We start from the raw sequence: 16,380 nt of genomic DNA on the forward strand, positions 1-16,380 counted from the left end.
CGTGCCACGGCGCACCCACGCGCGGTTCGTGCGATCCACAGCCGTCAGCCGACCGGCCCGGCGTCGTCGACCGCCTCAGCTTGCCCCACGCGACGTAGGGTCCTCCGGCGGACGCTCAGACCGTCGGACCGCGATGCCCCAGACTCGTCGTCGCCAGCCAGTCGACGTCGGGCAGGTCGTCGAACCGCGCCCTCGCGTCCGACGAGACGACGATCCGGCCGTGCTCGCGCGCTGCGGCCGCGATCAGCAGGTCGTGTGCTCCACGGGGGCGACCCGCACGCCGCGTGTGCGCGATCAGCCGCGCGTGCGCCGCCGCCGTAGCCGCGGTGTAGTCGAGCACGGGCACAGCGGCGACGATCGCCGCGAAGACCGCCTGACGCGCCGCAGCACGCGCGGGCGTGTCGGCAAGCTCGATCCCCGCGCGGAACTCTGCCACGGTGACAGCGGCGATCGCGATGTCGTCCTCGGCCAGCGCCGCCCGGTCCAGCGTCCCGCGCTCGAACGCGATGAGTGCGGTCGTGTCGAGGATCAGGCGTCGCGCCACGGGTCGCTCTCGGCCACGAGCAGCGCCGTCGCCGCCGCCACGTCGCGCTCGACATCGTCGTCGAGCGTCGCGCTCACCTCGTCCAGCGCGAGCGCGAGCTTGTGGCCGGTCGCCGCGGGAACCGGCCTGATCTCGGCGATCGGCACACCACCTCGAGTGATCGTGATGGTGTCGCCGTGCTCGACCGCATCGAGCACCTCGGAGAACCCGCGTGACGCGTGGGTCGCTGTCATGGTGCGCACTCCACAAGAGTATCCGATTATCTGATCGCATCGTCGAGTTGGGAGCGCGTCAGAGACGACGGCACTACACGCCGTCGAGGGTGTCTGCGGCCGAACCGCTCGCGAGCCCCGTTGGTCGGTTCCATGAGCGCATGTAAAGTGCATGCATGGTCGCACTCCAGATCCGCGACGTCCCCGACGACGTGCGCGACACCCTCGCGGCGCGCGCCGACGCGCAAGGGCAGTCGTTGCAGGCGTTCCTGCTCGCGCTGGTCAACCGCGAGGCGGGCTTCGCGCGGAACGCCGCCCTGCTGGCGGACCTGAGCTGGACAAGCGGCAGTACCGCGACGGCGGTCGACGTGGTCACGGCGCTCGACGAGTCACGCAGCGAGCGCGGCCCGGCGTGATCGTCGTCGACGCGTCGGCGGCCACGCTCCTGTTCTGCGACCCGACGAGCGAGCCACGAACGGCCCGTGCCCGCGAGGTGCTCAGCGACGACCCGGCCTGGCTGGTGCCCGAGCACTGGCGCGTGGAGGTCTGCGCGGCGCTGCGCGGCCTGGACCGCGGCGGCAAGCTTCGCGACGCGACGCGAGCGGTCCGGCTGCTCGGCCGGCTGACGGTCGCCACCGTCCCCACCGAGGAGCTGCTGGCGCGGATGTGGCAGCTGCGCGGCACGCTCAGCACGTACGACGCGGCCTACGTCGCCGCCGCCGAACGGGCGGGCCTGACACTCGTCACCGCGGACGCCCGTCTCGCACGCTCGTCGGCGCACCGCTGCCCGATCACGGTGATCGGCTGAGGCCGAGGTCGGCGATGCGGCGGTCGAGGAAGCGGGCCTCGGCCGGAGAGCGGACCTGGGCGCGGGCGGCGCGCAGGGCGAAGAGCGCCTCGGCCGGGCGCCCCGCACGACGCAGTAGGTCACCGCGCACGGCGTCGAACCAGTGCGTCCCGGCGAGCTCGGCGGGACGGCCGAGCGCGTCGAGCGCCGCCAGCCCGGCGTCGGGTCCGTCGCGCATGCCCACGGCGACGGCCCGGGCCAGGAGCACGGTCGGCGACGGACGGATCGCCACGAGCTCGTCGTAGAGGCCCACGACAGCCGCCCAGTCCGTTGAGGAGGCGCTGCCCGCCCGCGCGTGCTCGGCGGCGACGGCGGCCTGCAGCGCATACCACCCGGCCGAGCCGTCACGCCGCGCGGCGTACGCCAACGACAGCCCCTCCCGCACGGCGTCGGAGTCCCACAGCGAACGGTCCTGGTCCTCGAGCAGCACGACGTCGCCCGCGGGGTCGAACCGGGCGGCTCGTCGGGACCACTGCAGCAGCATCAGCGCCAGCAGGCCCGCGGTCTCGGCGTCGTGCGGATGCTCGGCGCGCAGCAGACGCCCGAGGCGGATGGCCTCGGCCGCGAGGTCGTCGCGCACGTCCGCGCCGCCGGTGGGCGCGTACGCCTCGGTGAAGACCAGGTACACGACGACGAGCACGCCGTGCAGCCGGTCCTCGCGCAGCCCCTCGGGCGGGACGCGGTACGGGATGCCCGTGTGCGCGATCCGCTGCTTCGCACGCAGGATGCGCTGCGAGACAGTCGACTCCCCGACGAGGAACAGCCGCGCGATCTCGGCGGTCGTCAGACCCAGCACGGCGCGCAGGGTCAGGGCCACGCGGCCCTCCAGCGGCAGCGCGGGGTGGCAGCACGTGAACACGAGGCGCAGGAGCTCGTCGCCGGGATCGGTCGCCGCGCCGTCGTCGGAGGCGGCGGAGGAGGCGGAGGAGGCGGCGGCGACTTCGAGGGCCTCGAGACGGGAGCGTTCGGTGCGACGACGACGAAGGACGTCGATCGCGCGGTTGCGCGCCGCCGTCACGAGCCACGCGCCCGGCCTGGCCGGCACGCCGTCGCGCTCCCACGCGTCCAGGGCCCGGACGAACGCGTCCTGCGCGCAGTCCTCGGCCAGCGACCAGTCGCCGGTGAGCCGCACGACGGTCCCGAACACCACGCCCCAGTCGCTGCGGTGCGCGCTCGCCAGGGCGGCGCGCACCGCAGCGGCGCTGGCCGGGGTCAGGTCACGCCTCCTCGTCGAACGGCCACACGGGCCGCAGCTCGATCGCGCCGAACCGCGCCATGGGGTGCCGGGCGACGAACTCGATCGCCTCGTCGAGGTCGGTGCACTCGAGCACGTCGTAGCCCGCGACGAGCTCGGTGAGCTCGGCGAACGGACCCTGCGTGACGAGCACCTCGCCGTCGCGACGCGCGACCACCTGCGCCTCCGCGACGGGCCGCAGCCGGTCGCCGCGCAGCAGGATGCCGCGCTCGGTGCCCTCGCGCACCCAGTCCTGGATGTTGTCGAGCGCCGGGTCGTACGGCTCGGCGCTGGGGTCCTCGATGACCAGGGAGATGAACTGCATCGTCTCGCTCCTCACGCCTCAAACGGCCATGCGGCCCGGACCTCGACGCACCCGTCGGCGGCGCCGGGGTGCCGTGCGGCGATCACGATCGCGTCGTCGCTCGTCGGGACCTCGAGCACGTCGAAGCCCCCGATCCACTCGGTCGTCTCGGCGAACGGCCCGGCGGTGACGAGCACCTCGTCGCCGCGCCGCCGCACCACTGTCGCGTCGGACGGCAGCCGCAGCCGCGCGCCGAACACCCGCACGCCCTCGACGGACTCCAGCCACGCGACGTGCTGCGCGAGCAGCTCCCCGGTGGGTTCCGCCTGCGCCTCGTCGTGGTCGATCACGAACATGACATGTTCCACGGTGTCCTCCTTCGCGTTGTTCGCACCGTACGAACTCACGACGAACGGCGACACCCGGAATCCGACACCCGTCGAGATGTCATCACGTCGAACCGACCTGTGCACAGGCACGCCACGGTCTCGCCGCCCGACACCGCGGCCGGCCGGTGCCGAGAGTCGGCCGGGTGCGCTACACCTGACACATGCCTCGCCTCTACCCCGACGAGCCGGACTTCCGCGACGGCGGCACGGCCGAGCGAACGCTGTGGGAGGCGCTGCGCGACCAGCTGCCGGACGACGCGATCGTCTTCGCGAACGTCGCCCTCCAGGACGAGAACGAGGAGCGCGAGATCGACCTGGTGGTCGCCTGGCCCGGCGTCGGCCTGGCGGCGATCGAGGTCAAGGGCGGCCACGTCACACGTCAGGACGGCCGCTGGTGGCAGGGCAGCGGAGCGGACCGGCACCCGATCGACCCGGTCTCGCAGGTCCAGCGCGCACGCCACCTCCTGACGGACCTGCTCCACCTCAACGGGTTGCAGGCCGCGCGGGCCAGGACGGCGCACCTCGTCGCGCTGCCCCACACCCCGGTCCCGCGGGACCTCGACCAGCCCGACCTGCCCCGCACGATGCTCATCGACCGCGACGACGTCGACCACGCCGCGCCGCTCGTCAAGCGCGCGATCGAGACGCACGGTGCGCACCACACCCCGCTGCAGCCGCAGGACGCGGACGCGCTCGTCGAGTACCTGTGCGGCCAGTTCCCCTCGCAGGTCGAGGTGCTCGCCACGGCCGCCGAGCACGAGGACCACCTCGAGCAGCTCACGCGGGACCAGGCCAAGATCCTCGACCACCTGCGCGCGTTCCGGCGCCTGCAGGTCGTCGGCGGCGCGGGCACGGGCAAGACGTGGCTGGCGCTCGAGCAGGCCCGACGACGAGCCCGCGAGGGCGACCGGGTCGCGCTGCTGTGCTACTCGCGCGGCCTGGCCCGCTACCTCACGCGCGTCACGCAGACCTGGCGCCGCGACGAGCGTCCGGCGTTCGTCGGGCTGTTCCACGAGCTGCCGATCGCGTGGGGCGCGCCCCGTGGGGACGACGACGACAGCGCCTACTGGGAGGTCGAGCTCCCCGCGCACCTCGGGCGGCTGGCCGACGAACGGGCGCGCGACGAGCTGTTCGACACGGTCGTCGTCGACGAGGCGCAGGACTTCGGCGAGGCGTGGTGGACCTCGCTGATGCGGTGCCTGCGCGACCCGGACGCGGGCCGGCTGTACGTGTTCCTCGACGAGGCGCAGCGGGTGTTCGCGCGCGACGGCGTCGCCCCGATCGACGTCGCTCCGGTCGTGCTCGACGAGAACCTGCGTTCCACCAAGCAGATCGCGCAGCTGTGCGGATCGATGCACGACGGCGTGATCCGCCCGCGCGGCTGGCCGGGGGCGCCCGTGCGGGTGGTGGACGTCCCGGTCGAGGCGGCGATCGGTGCGGCGGACGACGTCGTCGAGGCGCTGCTGGCCGAGGGCTGGGAGCCGGGGCGTATCGCGCTGCTGGCCACGGGCCGGCGCCACCCGCTGCAGGTCGAGCTCACGAGCGGCGGTTACGACGCGTACTGGGACGAGTTCTTCGCCGAGGCCGACGTGTTCTACGGACACGTCCTGAACTTCAAGGGGCTCGAGCGCAGCCTCGTCGTCGTGGCGGTCAACGGCTTCCGCGACCTCGAACGCGCGCGCTCGCTGCTCTACACGGGTCTGTCGCGCGCCCGGATGCTGCTCGTCGTCGTCGGGCCGCGCGTGCTCGTCGAGGAGCTGGGCGGCGAGGCGACCCGTCGCCGGCTCGCGGACGCCCAGGCCTGGACGCCGGGCGGCTACTGAGCCGAGTCGGCGATCTTCGCGCGGACCAGCGCGAAGACGCGTCCGAGGTTCACGGTCCAGCCGACGCCGAAGACGTGCGGGCTGAACAGGTGGGCACCCTCGGGGTCCCACAGCCGCTCGCGGACGCGCTCGAGCGTCGGCATCCGGAAGTCGTACGGCACGAAGCCCGCGACGATCCCGTTCCAGGTGCGCTCCTCGGCGGGTAGGCGCAGCTCCTTGACGATCGCGGCGATCGTGAGGGTGGCGACGATCAGGCGGTACAGGCTCGGCCTGCGACGCCGACGTTCGTCCTTGCTGTGGTCGGACCCCATCGTGGACTCCTCCTCGTCGCCTCCCATCATGGTCCTCGCAGGCCCCTCCGCGCGCGGGAACCAGCCCACGAGAAGAGACGACACCAACGTGGTGTTGTCGTGACACCAGCCGTGGTGTCATAGTGATGTCATGGACCTCGACCCGTACATCACCGATCTCCAGGAGCGCCTCGTGACCGCCGCCGCGGCCGGCGGCGACGACGCCCGACGGCTCGCCGAGCGCCTGACCGCACCGCTGGAGGCCGCCGTCCGCCTGACGCTGCTCGACGCGCTGTCGGCCGCCGCCGGTGAGATCTCGGCGGAGCTCGCGCCCGGATCGGTGGACGTGCGGCTGCGTGCCGGCGACCCCGAGTTCGTCGTCGCGCTGCCGCAGGCGCCCGCGTCGGCGCCGACCGCCTCGGTCCCCGTGCCGGCCCCTGGCTTGGCGCCCGTCGCCGGGACCGACGACGGCTCGAGCACCCGCACCACGCTGCGCCTGCCGGACCATCTCAAGACGCAGGTCGAGGCGGCCGCCACGCGCGACGACGTCTCGGTCAACACGTGGCTCGTGCGCGCAGTGGCCGGCGCCCTCGGCCAGCCCACCCGCGCTGCCCAGGCCGGACCCGATCAGCGCAACGACCACCACGTCACGGGCTGGATGCGCTGACCGCGCCACCCGCCCTCACCCCGACCGACCCGCACCCGGAGGACCCCATGCCCACCTTCCCCGCCCCCTCACCCGTCCCGGTCGTCGTCGACGTCCCCTTCGGCAACCTGCAGCTCGTCGCCGGTGAGCGCGACGACGTCGTGGTCACGGTCACACCCGCCGACCCCGCGAAGTCCGGCGCGGTGCGTGCCGCCGAGGCCACGCGCGTCGAGCGCGACGGCAACACCGTGACCATCACCGCCCCCGCGGCCTGGAAGCAGTACGTCCTGCCGTTCGCCGCAGGCGGCGCGATCGTCACGATCGAGCTCCCCGCGGGCTCCGACCTGCGCGGCAAGGCCGGTGCACTGCACGCCGAGGGGCGGCTCGGCGCGGTCGACCTCGCGCTCAACGGCGGCGACGCCCGGCTCGACGAGGCGGCCCGCCTGGACCTCAAGGTCACCGCCGGGTCGGTCACGGTCGGCCGCGTGACAGGTCCGACGAACGTGCGCGCGAGCGCCGGCTCCGTGCGCATCTCCGAGCTCGTGGGCGACGGCACCATCCGGGCGAGCAACGGCACGACGAACGTCGGGCGGCTCGTCGGATCGCTGGAGGTCGTCGGGGCGCACGCCGAGGTCGCGGTCGGCGTCGTGCACGGCACGCTCACCGCCCGCAACGCGCACGCGGGGATCCACGTCGGATCCGTGGCGTCCGGCACGGTCCGGCTGACGTCGTCGTACGGGTCGATCGAGGTCGGCGTGCCAGAGGGCACCGCCGCGTGGCTCGACGTCACCTCCGAGCACGGCACCGTCCGCAACCGGCTCACACCCGGCGAGGGCCCGGTGGACGACGAGGCCACGGCCGAGATCCACGCCAGCACCGGCTACGGCAACGTCGTCGTCGGCCGCCCCTGAACCGCCCGATCCCGGCCGCAGACAGGAGACCACGAGGACCGGCGACCGGACGGTGCTCGACGACGTCGACCTCGCAGTCCGACCGGGCACGGTGACCGCCCTGGCGGTACCAACGGCACCGACCCGACGCGTCGACGGCGGCCGTCGCCGTGGGGGTATTGCGCTGTTTCGTCGGAATCGTCAGGCTGGGGGGCGGCCGCCGGGTCCCCGGCCGCCGCAGCGACACCCGTCATCCGACAACGACGTAGGAGACATCAGTGACTCGCCTTCGTACCCCCCTGGCCGCCGTCGCGCTCGTGGGAGCGCTCCTATGCATGACGGCGGTGCCTGCCTCGGCCCACGGGTCGGGGCACCCGCGGCCCCCCGCCGCCACCCGGCTGTACACCCCGCCGCCCGACAAGGGCGCCGCCAAGCAGGTCGTCGACCTCCTGCGGCACCGCCAGTGGGCCGACGCCGCCTCGATCGGCAAGATGCTCGCCACGCCGCAGGCGGTGTGGTTCACGAAGGGCACGCCCAAGCAGGTCCGCACCTCCGTCGAGTCGACGATGCGCTCGGCGAAGGCGCAGAAGGCCGTCCCCGTGCTCGTCGCGTACAACCTGCCGTACCGCGACTGCTCGCAGTACTCCTCGGGCGGCGCCGCTGACACGGCGTCCTACCTCGCCTGGATCGACGGGCTGGCCAAGGGCATCGGCTCCGGCAAGGCGATCGTGCTCCTCGAGCCCGACGGCCTCGGGATCATCCCCTGGTACACGACGATCAACGGCGCGCAGGAATGGTGCCAGCCCGCCGACGCCGACTCCGCGACCGCGGCGGCCAACCGCTTCGAGCAGCTCAACGGGGCCGTCGACCGGCTCGCCGCGCTGCCGAACGTCTCGGTGTACCTCGACGGCACGCACAGCGCCTGGCTCGGTGTGGGCGACATCTCCGACCGCCTGCACAGGGCCGGCGTCGAGCGCACCGACGGCTTCTTCCTCAACGTGTCGAACTACGAGGTCACCGAGCGTCAGGTGAAGTTCGCGAGCTGGATCTCGCAGTGCCTCTGGTACGGCACCAACACCGCCGAGGGCGGCTGGCGCGTGGGTCACTTCGACTACTGCGCGAGCCAGTACTACCCGGCTGACCCCAACGACTTCGGCACCTGGGGCCTGACCGACCAGTGGTACGTCGACAACGTCACCAACGGCCCCAACCCGCCGTCGGGTCCCGAGGTCCTCGCGGCCGCCGTGATCGACACCTCGCGCAACGGCCAGGGCCCGTGGACGCCCCCGGCCGACCACCCGGCGGGCGACCCGCAGGTCTGGTGCAACCCGCCGGACCGCGGTCTCGGACTGCGCCCGACGACGAGCACCGGCGAGTCGTACGTCGACGCGTACCTGTGGGTGAAGATCCCCGGTGAGTCCGACGGCCAGTGCACCCGCTGGGCCGACCCGGCCGCGGGCATCGACCCGGTCCGTGGCACCGCCGACCCGGCTGCCGGCGACTGGTTCCCGCAGATGGCCCTCGAGCTCGTCCGCAACGCGAACCCGCGACTGTGACCGGTGCCGGGTTGCGCGCCCACGCCGGGAACCCCGGCCGTGAGCGCGCAACCCGGCCGACACCGGCAGCCGTGCGGCAATGCGCTCAGTCGGAGGCCTCGAAGGCGGTCACGGCCCCGGAGAAGTGGTCGTAGATCGAGTCCGCGGGCAGGCGCTGCCACAGCTCGTACCGCGTCAGGGTCTCGACGAGCGACGGGTCGGCTCGCGCGATCGCGAAGTGGATGCCACGTGCCTCGACGAACTCGATGAGCCCGACGAGCGCGAGCCCGGCGGAGTAGTCGACGTCGCCGATGCCCGACGCGTCGAGCACCAGCCAGCGCACGGGGTCGGGGGCGTGCGTCACGACGCTCTCCACGTCGTCGACGAACCGGCTCGCGTTGGCGAAGAACAGCTCGGAGTCGTAGCGGTAGATGATCAGGCCGGGCCGGCTCTGGGCGCCCGGCTCCGCGTCCTGGTAGACGTGCGAACCGTCGTCGCGCAGCCCGACGACGAACCCGCGCGTCCCGTACTGCCGCCGGATCACGTCCGCGATCGACAGGAACACCGCGACGCCGATGCCGGCGCCGACACCGATCCCGACGACCGTGAGCGCGGTGACCAGCGCGATCCAGAACTCGCCCCGCCGCCGGCTGATCAGCCGGCGCAGCCCGGTGACGTCCACCAGTCCGATGCCGATCACGAGCACGATCCCGCCGAGCACGGACTTCGGCAGTTCTGCCAGCAGGTCGGTGAAGAACAGCAGCACGACGAGCGTGATCGCGACCACCACGAGGTTCGCCACCTGGCTGCGGCCGCGCTGCCGGTCGACGATCGCGGTCTTGGTCGGCGACCCGTTCACGACGAACGCGCCGGTCAGCCCCGCACCGAGGTTGGCGGCGGCGAGCCCGACGAGGTCGCGGTCGATGTCGGCGCGGTCGCCGCGCTTCATGGCGTAGCTGCGACTCGTCGCGGCGCTCTGCGCGAGGATGATCACCGCGCAGCCCAGCGCCATCGCGAAGACCTTGCCGACGTCGCTCCACTCGAGACCGCTGGGCAGACCCAACGGCGGCAGCCCGCCCGCGATGGAGCCGACCACGTCGACGCCGTGGCTGGACGCGTCGGTGATCGTCGCGACCACGAGCAGCCCGACGACCGCGACGATCGCGCCGGGGACGCGGGGCAGGAACCGCTCGAAGCCGACGATGAGCACGATCGTCGCGAGCCCGTACGCGAGCGTCGCTGGGTGGACGTCCGCGAGGTGCGTCATCCAGTGCCACTGCTGCGCGAACCAGCCGCCCTCGTCCTTGTCGGTGCCGAGGATCTCGGGGACCTGACCGCCGGCGACCTGGACACCGACCCCCGTGAGGAAACCGATCAGCACGGACGCGGACAGGAAGTCGCCCAGGAACCCGAGCCTGAACAGCCGCGCGACCACCAGGAGCAGACCGGCGACGACCGCGGTGAGGCTGCACAGTGCGAGCCACTCGCTCGAGCCGGGCTGCAGCCCGACGATGCCGACCCCGGCCACGCCCGCGCCGAGGATCGCGGCCGTCGCGGAGTCGCCTCCGACGACGAGCAGACGCGACGACCCGAGCAGCGCGAACAGCGCCGTCGGGACCAGGATCGTGTACAGACCGGTGACGATCGGGGTGCCGGCGATCGACGTGTAGCCCATCACCTCGGGGATCGCGACCGCCGCGAGCGTCGCGCCCGCGATCAGGTCGGGCCCGAGCCAGGACGCCCGGTACCCCCGCATCGACACCGGCACCGCTCGTGCGAGACCGCTCGTCACGTGGGCATTCGACCACGTGAGCGCCCCCGGCGACGACACTCTCGTCCATTTCGCGCCCGCGGCGTCTACCGTGGCGCCATGGTGCGCATCGAGAACTCGAAGCTGACCGTCGTCGGAGCCGGCAGCGTCGGCGTGGCCGTGGCGTACGCGGCGCTGATCCGCGGGTCGGCCCGCACGATCGCGCTGTACGACATCGACGAGCCGAAGGTCACGGCCGAGGTGCTGGACCTCGCGCACGGCACCTGGCTCAGCGGGTCGAGCCAGGTGATCGGCGGCGCCGATCCGTCGGTCGCGGCCGGGTCGCACGTCGTCGTCGTGACCGCGGGTGCCAAGCAGAAGCCGGGCCAGACGCGGCTCGACCTGGCGAGCACGAACTTCGAGATCCTGCAGACCCTGATGCCCACCCTGCTCGAGCACGCCCCGCACGCCGTCTACTGCATCGTCACCAACCCGTGCGACGTGCTCACGGTCGCCGCGCAGCGGATCAGCGGCCTGCCGGCCTCGCGCGTCGTCTCGTCGGGCACGGTGCTCGACACCGCTCGCCTGCGCTGGCTCGTCGCGGAGCGTGCCCAGGTCTCCCCCGCGAGCGTGCACGCCGACATCGTCGCCGAGCACGGCGACACCGGGTTCGCGCTGTGGTCACAGGCGCGGATCGGCTCGACGCCCGTGCTCGACTGGCAGGCGCCCGACGGGCACCGCTTCACCCCGCGCGAGCTCGACGAGATCACGCAGTCCGTCCGCGACGCCGCCTACCGCGTGATCGAGGGCAAGGGTGCGACGAACCTCGCGATCGGGCTCGCGGGTGCACGGGTCGTGGAGGCGATCCTGGAGGACCAGCACGACGTGCTGCCCGTGAGCACCGTGCTCGACGGGTTCCGCGGCCTGCACGGCGTGGCGCTGTCCGTGCCCAGCGTCGTGGGCGCGGCCGGCGTCCTGCACGTGCCCGACCTGACCATGACGGACGCCGAGGCGGACCTGTTCCATGCGTCCGCCGACGCGCTGCTCGCCACGCAGCGCACGCTCGGCATCGACTAGCGCCCGCCGGTTCGGCGCCTGCGGGCGGTTACCTACTGCAGCACCGGGGCCAGCGCCGAGATGAGCGCGTGGCTGTCGGAGTCCTGGCTCAGCTCCCACGCCATCGCACCGCGCAGGTGCAGCGCCCGGATGAGCTTGGCCCGTTCGCCGATCGAGCGCGGGCTCGAGTAGGCGATGAACGTCGGCACGGTGGCGGGACCGGTGGTGAGGTTCGGGTGCGCGGCGGCCGGGCTGAACAGGTACGGCTCACCTGCCAGCGGGTTCCAGTGGGCCGTGTAGCCCGCGCCGCCGACCGTGCCCGCGTCGTTCACGTAGCCGCCCTCGTCCACCAGCGCGTGGTAGCTCGGCTGCGGCGCCACGTCGACCGTGAGCGAGTTCGGGTCCGTACCGGTGTTGTCGAACGCGCTGTACAGGCCGTTGTTCCTGGTGCTGGTGCGCAGGTACTGCTGCGCGTAGAACGGCACGCCGACCACGATCTTGTTCGCGGGTACGCCGTTGGCCAGGTAGTGCACCACCGTGCCGACGGTGTTCCAGGTCAGGTTCGAGGCGTTCGGGTCGCGCGGATCCCGCGTGAACAGCGTGTTGTGCGAGGCCTTCGGGCCGCTCGCCACGTTGAAGTCGTACGTCATCACGTTCACCCAGTCGAGGTACGACGAGAACTGCTTCAGCTCGTAGTACTTCGTCGAGCTCGTCGCCGCCGGCAGCGCAGCCGTGAGCAGGTAGTGCTTGCCCGTCGTCCTGCCGTACGCGTCGAGCTGCTTGCGGAACTCCGCGGCGAGCAGCGTGGCGTTGTGCCGGTCGGCCGCAGTGGGGTTCACGTTGCCGTCGGCGACCTGCGTGGGGTACTCCCAGTCGAGGTCGATGCCGTCGAAGAGGCCCGCCGCGGCGCCCGCGCCGCCCGCGTTCTCGGGCCAGCCGCCACCCGGAAGGTCGCCCTTGATGAACGTGTCGATGCACGACGAGACGAACGCCGTGCGCAGCTGCGGCGTCGAGGCGAGCGTGGAGAACCACGTCGACTTCGTCCAGCCACCCAGCGAGATCTCCACCTTGAGGTGAGGGTTCGCGGCCTTGAGCTTGCGGAGCTGGTTGAAGTTGCCGAACACGTGCTGGTCGGGGTTGCCCGGGTCGTCGGCGACACCGTCCACGGTGTTCTCGCCGGTCCAGTAGACCTGCTGGTAGTCGGCCCACGGGTCCAGCACGTCGCAGCTCGCCTTGCCGGTCGCGGCGTCGTACCCGGGCACGCCGAACGCGTACTGGATGACGTTGAGCTTCGTGGCGGGGATGTCCTTGACGTAGTAGCCGCGACCGTAGACGTCCCAGTCCGCGAAGTAGGCGGTCAGGACCTTGTTCGGCACGTCCGGGGAAGGTCTCGACGAGCCGGCCTGTGCCGGGAGCGGTGCGACGAGCGCGGCGCCCAGACCGAGGGCGACGACGGCAGCGGTGGTGGTGGCGGTACGACGAGATCGACGCATCTGGCACTCCCGGGGGATGGCTGACTCAGTGGCGGCTCTGACCTGAGCATTTAGTAAGTAGCCCTACCAAATTGCCTGACTGTGATCCTATGCCGAGGTGTCCGTTTCGCGTCAAGTGCCCGCTTCGACTTCGCTCCGCAGCCGACGACACGCGCGCGTCGTCGAGCGGGCGGCCGAGGTCCCGACGGCCTCCTGATCGGCCTCGCCGGATCGCCCGGTCGAACCTGGTCCGTGCGTTCAGCCACGGTTGGCCGGTCCGACCCGAGTGGCGCGCGGGAGTTCGTCACGGGACGTTGGCGCCGCCGTTGACGTTGATGACCTCCCCCACCACGAAGCTGGACTCGGGCGAGGCGAGGAACACGTACGCGGGCGCCTGCTCGACGGGCTGGCTTGTCCGGCCCAGCCACGACGACTCGCCGAACCCCTCCAGCTTCTCCGCCGGCTGACCGTCCGTGACCTGCAGCGGGGTCCACACCGGGCCCGGCGCGACCGCGTTCACGCGGATCCCGCGCGGCGCGAGGTCGGCCGCGAGCGCCTTGGTGAACCCGATGATCGCGAACTTCGTCGACGCGTAGTTGATGATCATCGGCGACGGGTTGTACCCCTGCACGGACGTGCTGTTGATGATCGTCGCGCCGGGCGGCAGGTGCGGCAGCGCGTCACGCGTGATCCAGAACATCGCGTACAGGTTCGTCTGGACGGTGCGGTCGAGATCCTGCTCGTCGAGCTCGTCGAACGAGCGGTGGTACACCTGGTGCGCGGCGTTGTTCACGAGGATGTCGAGCCCGCCGAGCCCCGCCACCGCCTGCGCGACCATCGCGCGGCAGAACTCGCGGTCGCGGATGTCCCCCGGGATCAGCACACAGGTGCGCCCCTCCGCGCGCACGAGCGCCGCGATCGCGTCGGCATCCACCTGCTCGGCCGGCAGGTAGCTGATCGCCACGTCCGCCCCCTCGCGCGCGAACGCGATCGCCACCGCGGCGCCGATCCCCGAGTCACCGCCGGTGATCAGCGCCTTGCGGCCCGGCAGCCGTCCCGTGCCGCGGTAGCTGGTCTCGCCGTGGTCGGCCTTCGGGTCCAGCTCCGCGTCGAGCCCGGGCAGCGGCTGCCACGACGCATGCGGCTTGATGTGGGCATGCCGCTCGACGGGGTTGTCGAACGTGAGCTGGTCGGCCATGGTCGCTCTCTTCGCTCGGGTGCGGGACGCCCGGCCGCGGCGGAGCGGCGTCGGTCCCCTCCCGCGACGATATCCGCGAGCTCACAGCAGCGCTCACGGCTGCGTGTCGTCGTGCAGGACGACGCGGGACAGCTCGACGAGGTCGCCACGGCGCCAGTAGTGCAGGCGGCGCGCCGACGGCGAGCTGCGCTGCAGCGCGACGCGGAAGCACCGGGCCCCGTCGTCGCGGACGACCGCGGGTGCGTTGCCGCCCTCGCCCGTGCGCAGCTCGTGGTGCTCGCGCGACCCCAGCCGCGCGGGGTCGGCGACGACCACGTCCACGATCACGTCGGCCAGCTTGCGCCACGAGACCGTGCCGAGGTTGTCGAGCGACCCGACGAACCGCTCCCCGATCGTCCAGTCCCCCAGCGGCTGGCCGGCCTTCTCCCCCGCGGGCACGCGCCGCGCCCAGGACAGCGCCACCGCGAACCGCAGGTCCTCCTCGGGGTCGGCGAACCACCCGCGCGTGTCCTCCTCGGCCACCGCACCGGCCGCGCCCTTGAGCCGGCGCTCGAGCTGCTGTCGCCGCACGTCCGCCTTCCGGTACTTGTCGCGGTAGGCACGCCGGTCCTTCTCGATCGCAGCGAGCTCGTCGCGCAGCTCGGCGGCGTCGTCGCGCACGCGGGCGAGCTCGCGCGCGGCGCCGCGCTCGTGCGTCAGCTCGCGCTCCAGCCGGGCGGCCTTCGCCCGCTCCGCCTCGAGCGCGAGGCTCAGGTCCTTCACCGCCCCGCGCGCCGGCGCCGGGGCGGGTCCATGTGTCACCACAGGCGTCGGTGTCGCTACAGGCGTCGGTGCCGGTCCCGGCGCGGGGACGAGCGTCGGTCGCGGTGCGACCGGGCCGGGACGCCGACCCGCGACGAGGTCGAGCGGCGTCACACGCACCGGCGCCGGCGCGATCGGCAGGGCAGGCTGGTCGGGCAGGTCGGACCCGACCGCGGGCGCCGGCGGGGCCGCCTCGACGTCGGGCGCCGGCAGGGCCGGCTCGGCGTCGGGCGCCGGCAGCACGCGCGCGGCCTCGTCGGACGCCGGACGTGCGGGCGGCGCCGGACGTGCCGGCGGGACCGGGACGACGACCGTGGCCGGGCCGACCTCCGGCTCGGGCGGAGGCTCGAGCCAGGGCGGACCGCCCGCCAGCAGGCTCGGCGCCTCGAGCACCGTCTCGTCGTCGTCGAGGTCCAGCAGCGACAGCGCGAGCGGGTGCGTGGACGAGATCCGCGCGACGACCACGTCGCCCTCCGAGAACAGGGCGTCCAGCCGGTCGAGCTCGTTCGTCGTCACCGCTGAGACGGGGACCTCGACGTCGAGCCCGGGGCGTAGCCGCAGCACGAGCCCGTCGACGCGCGCGCTCGCGACCGCCGCGAGCACGGCCGAGCCGACGCCGTACCCGGCGGGCAGCTCGCCGGTCACGCCGCCGGGCACGGTACGCAGGTCGAGCCGTCGGGCGTCCGCGTCGAGCTCGCCCTCGACCCGCTGCCCTGGCCGCACCACCCGCACGAGCGGCACGTCGAAGCCGGTGAGCTCCTCCCACAGCGTCGCCATCGCGCCGTCGTCGAGCCGCACGAGCGCCCGGGTCCCGACGATCTGCCCGACGACCCCGCCGACCACCGGGCGGGCCGACGTGCCCGTGCTCGAGTACAGCCCTGCGGCGAGCGCCGCCGCCATGCCGTCGGAGACGAGGTGCTCGGTCACCGCATACCGCTCGCGCAGCGAGTACGCGAACCGCAGTCGCGCCAGGCGTGGAGCCGACACCCAGCCGAGGTCCACCGGGTAGACCCGCGACGCTCCGCCGTACACCTGCGTCATGTCCGGCATCGCCGACGAGAGCGCCCAGGACGTGTCCGTCGTCGGCAGCACGACGACCTCGACGAGCCCGCGCAGGTCGTCCGCGAGCACCTCGACGTCGACGAACGGCTCGGTCTCACCGCTCGCAACGCTGACGACGGCGACAGGCCAGCGCCGTCCCGGCGTCAGCAGCCGGTGCCCGAGCTCACGCGCCTCCTCGTCGGACTCGACGCGCCGCACCCCGACAGGGACGCGAACCTCGGCCGCGGCCCCGGCCGGCGCCGGCGTCGCGCCCGGCTCGTCGGGCCCAGCTCCTCCCGGCCCCGACCTGCGAGCGATCTCGCGCGCACGATTGCGTCTGACCACGCC

Annotated in this window: 17 protein-coding genes; 7 read left to right on the top strand and 10 right to left on the bottom strand. The window is 73.0% G+C overall.

Annotation, left to right across the window (positions count from 1 at the left end):
* Window positions 1-115: 115 nt before the first annotated feature.
* Both CCO02nite_RS07510 and CCO02nite_RS07515 read right to left on the bottom strand, forming a co-directional pair.
* Window positions 116-544, bottom strand: coding sequence for a type II toxin-antitoxin system VapC family toxin (locus CCO02nite_RS07510; RefSeq protein WP_146842501.1), 429 nt, complete (start codon window positions 542-544; stop codon window positions 116-118).
* Window positions 529-777: a type II toxin-antitoxin system Phd/YefM family antitoxin gene (locus CCO02nite_RS07515; RefSeq protein ID WP_222593163.1), complete on the bottom strand. Its 249-nt coding sequence runs from the start codon at window positions 775-777 to the stop codon at window positions 529-531. The genes CCO02nite_RS07510 and CCO02nite_RS07515 overlap by 16 nt, the downstream gene beginning before the upstream one ends.
* 155 nt (window positions 778-932) lie before the next feature.
* On the opposite strand from CCO02nite_RS07515, the gene CCO02nite_RS15650 reads away from it, so the two are divergent.
* Together CCO02nite_RS15650 and CCO02nite_RS15655 are read left to right on the top strand one after the other, a co-directional pair.
* The gene (locus tag CCO02nite_RS15650; protein ID WP_186812612.1) at window positions 933-1,172 is read left to right on the top strand and encodes a FitA-like ribbon-helix-helix domain-containing protein; all 240 of its coding nucleotides are present in this window, start codon (window positions 933-935) and stop codon (window positions 1,170-1,172) included.
* Window positions 1,169-1,564, top strand: a complete 396-nt coding sequence (locus CCO02nite_RS15655; protein WP_186812613.1) for a type II toxin-antitoxin system VapC family toxin — start codon at window positions 1,169-1,171, stop codon at window positions 1,562-1,564. Before CCO02nite_RS15650 ends, CCO02nite_RS15655 begins: the two co-directional genes overlap by 4 nt.
* Here the strand turns inward: CCO02nite_RS15655 and CCO02nite_RS07525 are convergent.
* From CCO02nite_RS07525 to CCO02nite_RS07535, 3 genes are read right to left on the bottom strand one after another with little or no spacing between them, the layout of a single operon-like run.
* Window positions 1,548-2,795, bottom strand: a complete 1,248-nt coding sequence (locus CCO02nite_RS07525) for an RNA polymerase sigma factor (RefSeq protein WP_146842504.1) — start codon at window positions 2,793-2,795, stop codon at window positions 1,548-1,550. The two genes, CCO02nite_RS15655 and CCO02nite_RS07525, sit on opposite strands and share 17 nt — an antisense overlap.
* A 25-nt stretch (window positions 2,796-2,820) precedes the next feature.
* The gene (locus CCO02nite_RS07530) at window positions 2,821-3,162 is read right to left on the bottom strand and encodes a YciI family protein (RefSeq protein ID WP_146842505.1); all 342 of its coding nucleotides are present in this window, start codon (window positions 3,160-3,162) and stop codon (window positions 2,821-2,823) included.
* An 11-nt stretch (window positions 3,163-3,173) separates the two neighbouring features.
* Window positions 3,174-3,509 (bottom strand): YciI family protein, encoded by a 336-nt coding sequence (locus CCO02nite_RS07535; RefSeq protein ID WP_146842506.1) that lies wholly within the window; start codon window positions 3,507-3,509, stop codon window positions 3,174-3,176.
* A gap of 182 nt (window positions 3,510-3,691) precedes the next feature.
* Between CCO02nite_RS07535 and CCO02nite_RS07540 the strand changes: the two genes are divergently transcribed.
* The gene (locus CCO02nite_RS07540; RefSeq protein ID WP_146842507.1) at window positions 3,692-5,353 is read left to right on the top strand and encodes an NERD domain-containing protein; all 1,662 of its coding nucleotides are present in this window, start codon (window positions 3,692-3,694) and stop codon (window positions 5,351-5,353) included.
* Here the strand turns inward: CCO02nite_RS07540 and CCO02nite_RS07545 are convergent.
* The gene (locus CCO02nite_RS07545) at window positions 5,347-5,664 is read right to left on the bottom strand and encodes a DUF5808 domain-containing protein (protein WP_186812614.1); all 318 of its coding nucleotides are present in this window, start codon (window positions 5,662-5,664) and stop codon (window positions 5,347-5,349) included. The two genes, CCO02nite_RS07540 and CCO02nite_RS07545, sit on opposite strands and share 7 nt — an antisense overlap.
* 130 nt (window positions 5,665-5,794) lie before the next feature.
* On the opposite strand from CCO02nite_RS07545, the gene CCO02nite_RS07550 reads away from it, so the two are divergent.
* The 3 genes from CCO02nite_RS07550 (at window position 5,795) to CCO02nite_RS07560 (ending at window position 8,735) form a co-directional block, all read left to right on the top strand.
* Window positions 5,795-6,310, top strand: a complete 516-nt coding sequence (locus CCO02nite_RS07550; RefSeq protein ID WP_146842508.1) for a histidine kinase — start codon at window positions 5,795-5,797, stop codon at window positions 6,308-6,310.
* Between the two features lie 47 nt (window positions 6,311-6,357).
* The gene (locus CCO02nite_RS07555; RefSeq protein WP_146842509.1) at window positions 6,358-7,200 is read left to right on the top strand and encodes a DUF4097 family beta strand repeat-containing protein; all 843 of its coding nucleotides are present in this window, start codon (window positions 6,358-6,360) and stop codon (window positions 7,198-7,200) included.
* 257 nt (window positions 7,201-7,457) lie between these two features.
* Window positions 7,458-8,735 (top strand): glycoside hydrolase family 6 protein, encoded by a 1,278-nt coding sequence (locus CCO02nite_RS07560; protein WP_246117415.1) that lies wholly within the window; start codon window positions 7,458-7,460, stop codon window positions 8,733-8,735.
* An 85-nt stretch (window positions 8,736-8,820) separates the two neighbouring features.
* Here the strand turns inward: CCO02nite_RS07560 and CCO02nite_RS07565 are convergent, their stop codons facing one another.
* A complete protein-coding gene (locus CCO02nite_RS07565; RefSeq protein WP_222593164.1) occupies window positions 8,821-10,506 on the bottom strand; it encodes a SulP family inorganic anion transporter in 1,686 nt (561 codons plus the stop codon).
* Window positions 10,507-10,584: 78 nt separating this feature from the next.
* On the opposite strand from CCO02nite_RS07565, the gene CCO02nite_RS07570 reads away from it, so the two are divergent.
* Window positions 10,585-11,541, top strand: coding sequence for an L-lactate dehydrogenase (locus CCO02nite_RS07570; RefSeq protein ID WP_146842511.1), 957 nt, complete (start codon window positions 10,585-10,587; stop codon window positions 11,539-11,541).
* A gap of 32 nt (window positions 11,542-11,573) precedes the next feature.
* Here the strand turns inward: CCO02nite_RS07570 and CCO02nite_RS07575 are convergent, their stop codons facing one another.
* From CCO02nite_RS07575 to CCO02nite_RS07585, 3 genes are all read right to left on the bottom strand, one after another.
* A complete protein-coding gene (locus CCO02nite_RS07575; protein WP_146842512.1) occupies window positions 11,574-13,013 on the bottom strand; it encodes a glycoside hydrolase family 18 protein in 1,440 nt (479 codons plus the stop codon).
* Between the two features lie 283 nt (window positions 13,014-13,296).
* Window positions 13,297-14,190: an SDR family oxidoreductase gene (locus CCO02nite_RS07580; RefSeq protein ID WP_146842513.1), complete on the bottom strand. Its 894-nt coding sequence runs from the start codon at window positions 14,188-14,190 to the stop codon at window positions 13,297-13,299.
* Between the two features lie 93 nt (window positions 14,191-14,283).
* Entirely contained in the window at window positions 14,284-16,251 is a 1,968-nt protein-coding gene (locus CCO02nite_RS07585; protein WP_146842514.1) for a hypothetical protein, read from the bottom strand.
* Window positions 16,252-16,380 lie beyond the last annotated feature (129 nt).

Origin of the sequence: Cellulomonas composti, from assembly GCF_007990245.1 — a bacterium.
GTDB classification, from domain to species: Bacteria; Actinomycetota; Actinomycetes; order Actinomycetales; family Cellulomonadaceae; genus Cellulomonas; species Cellulomonas composti.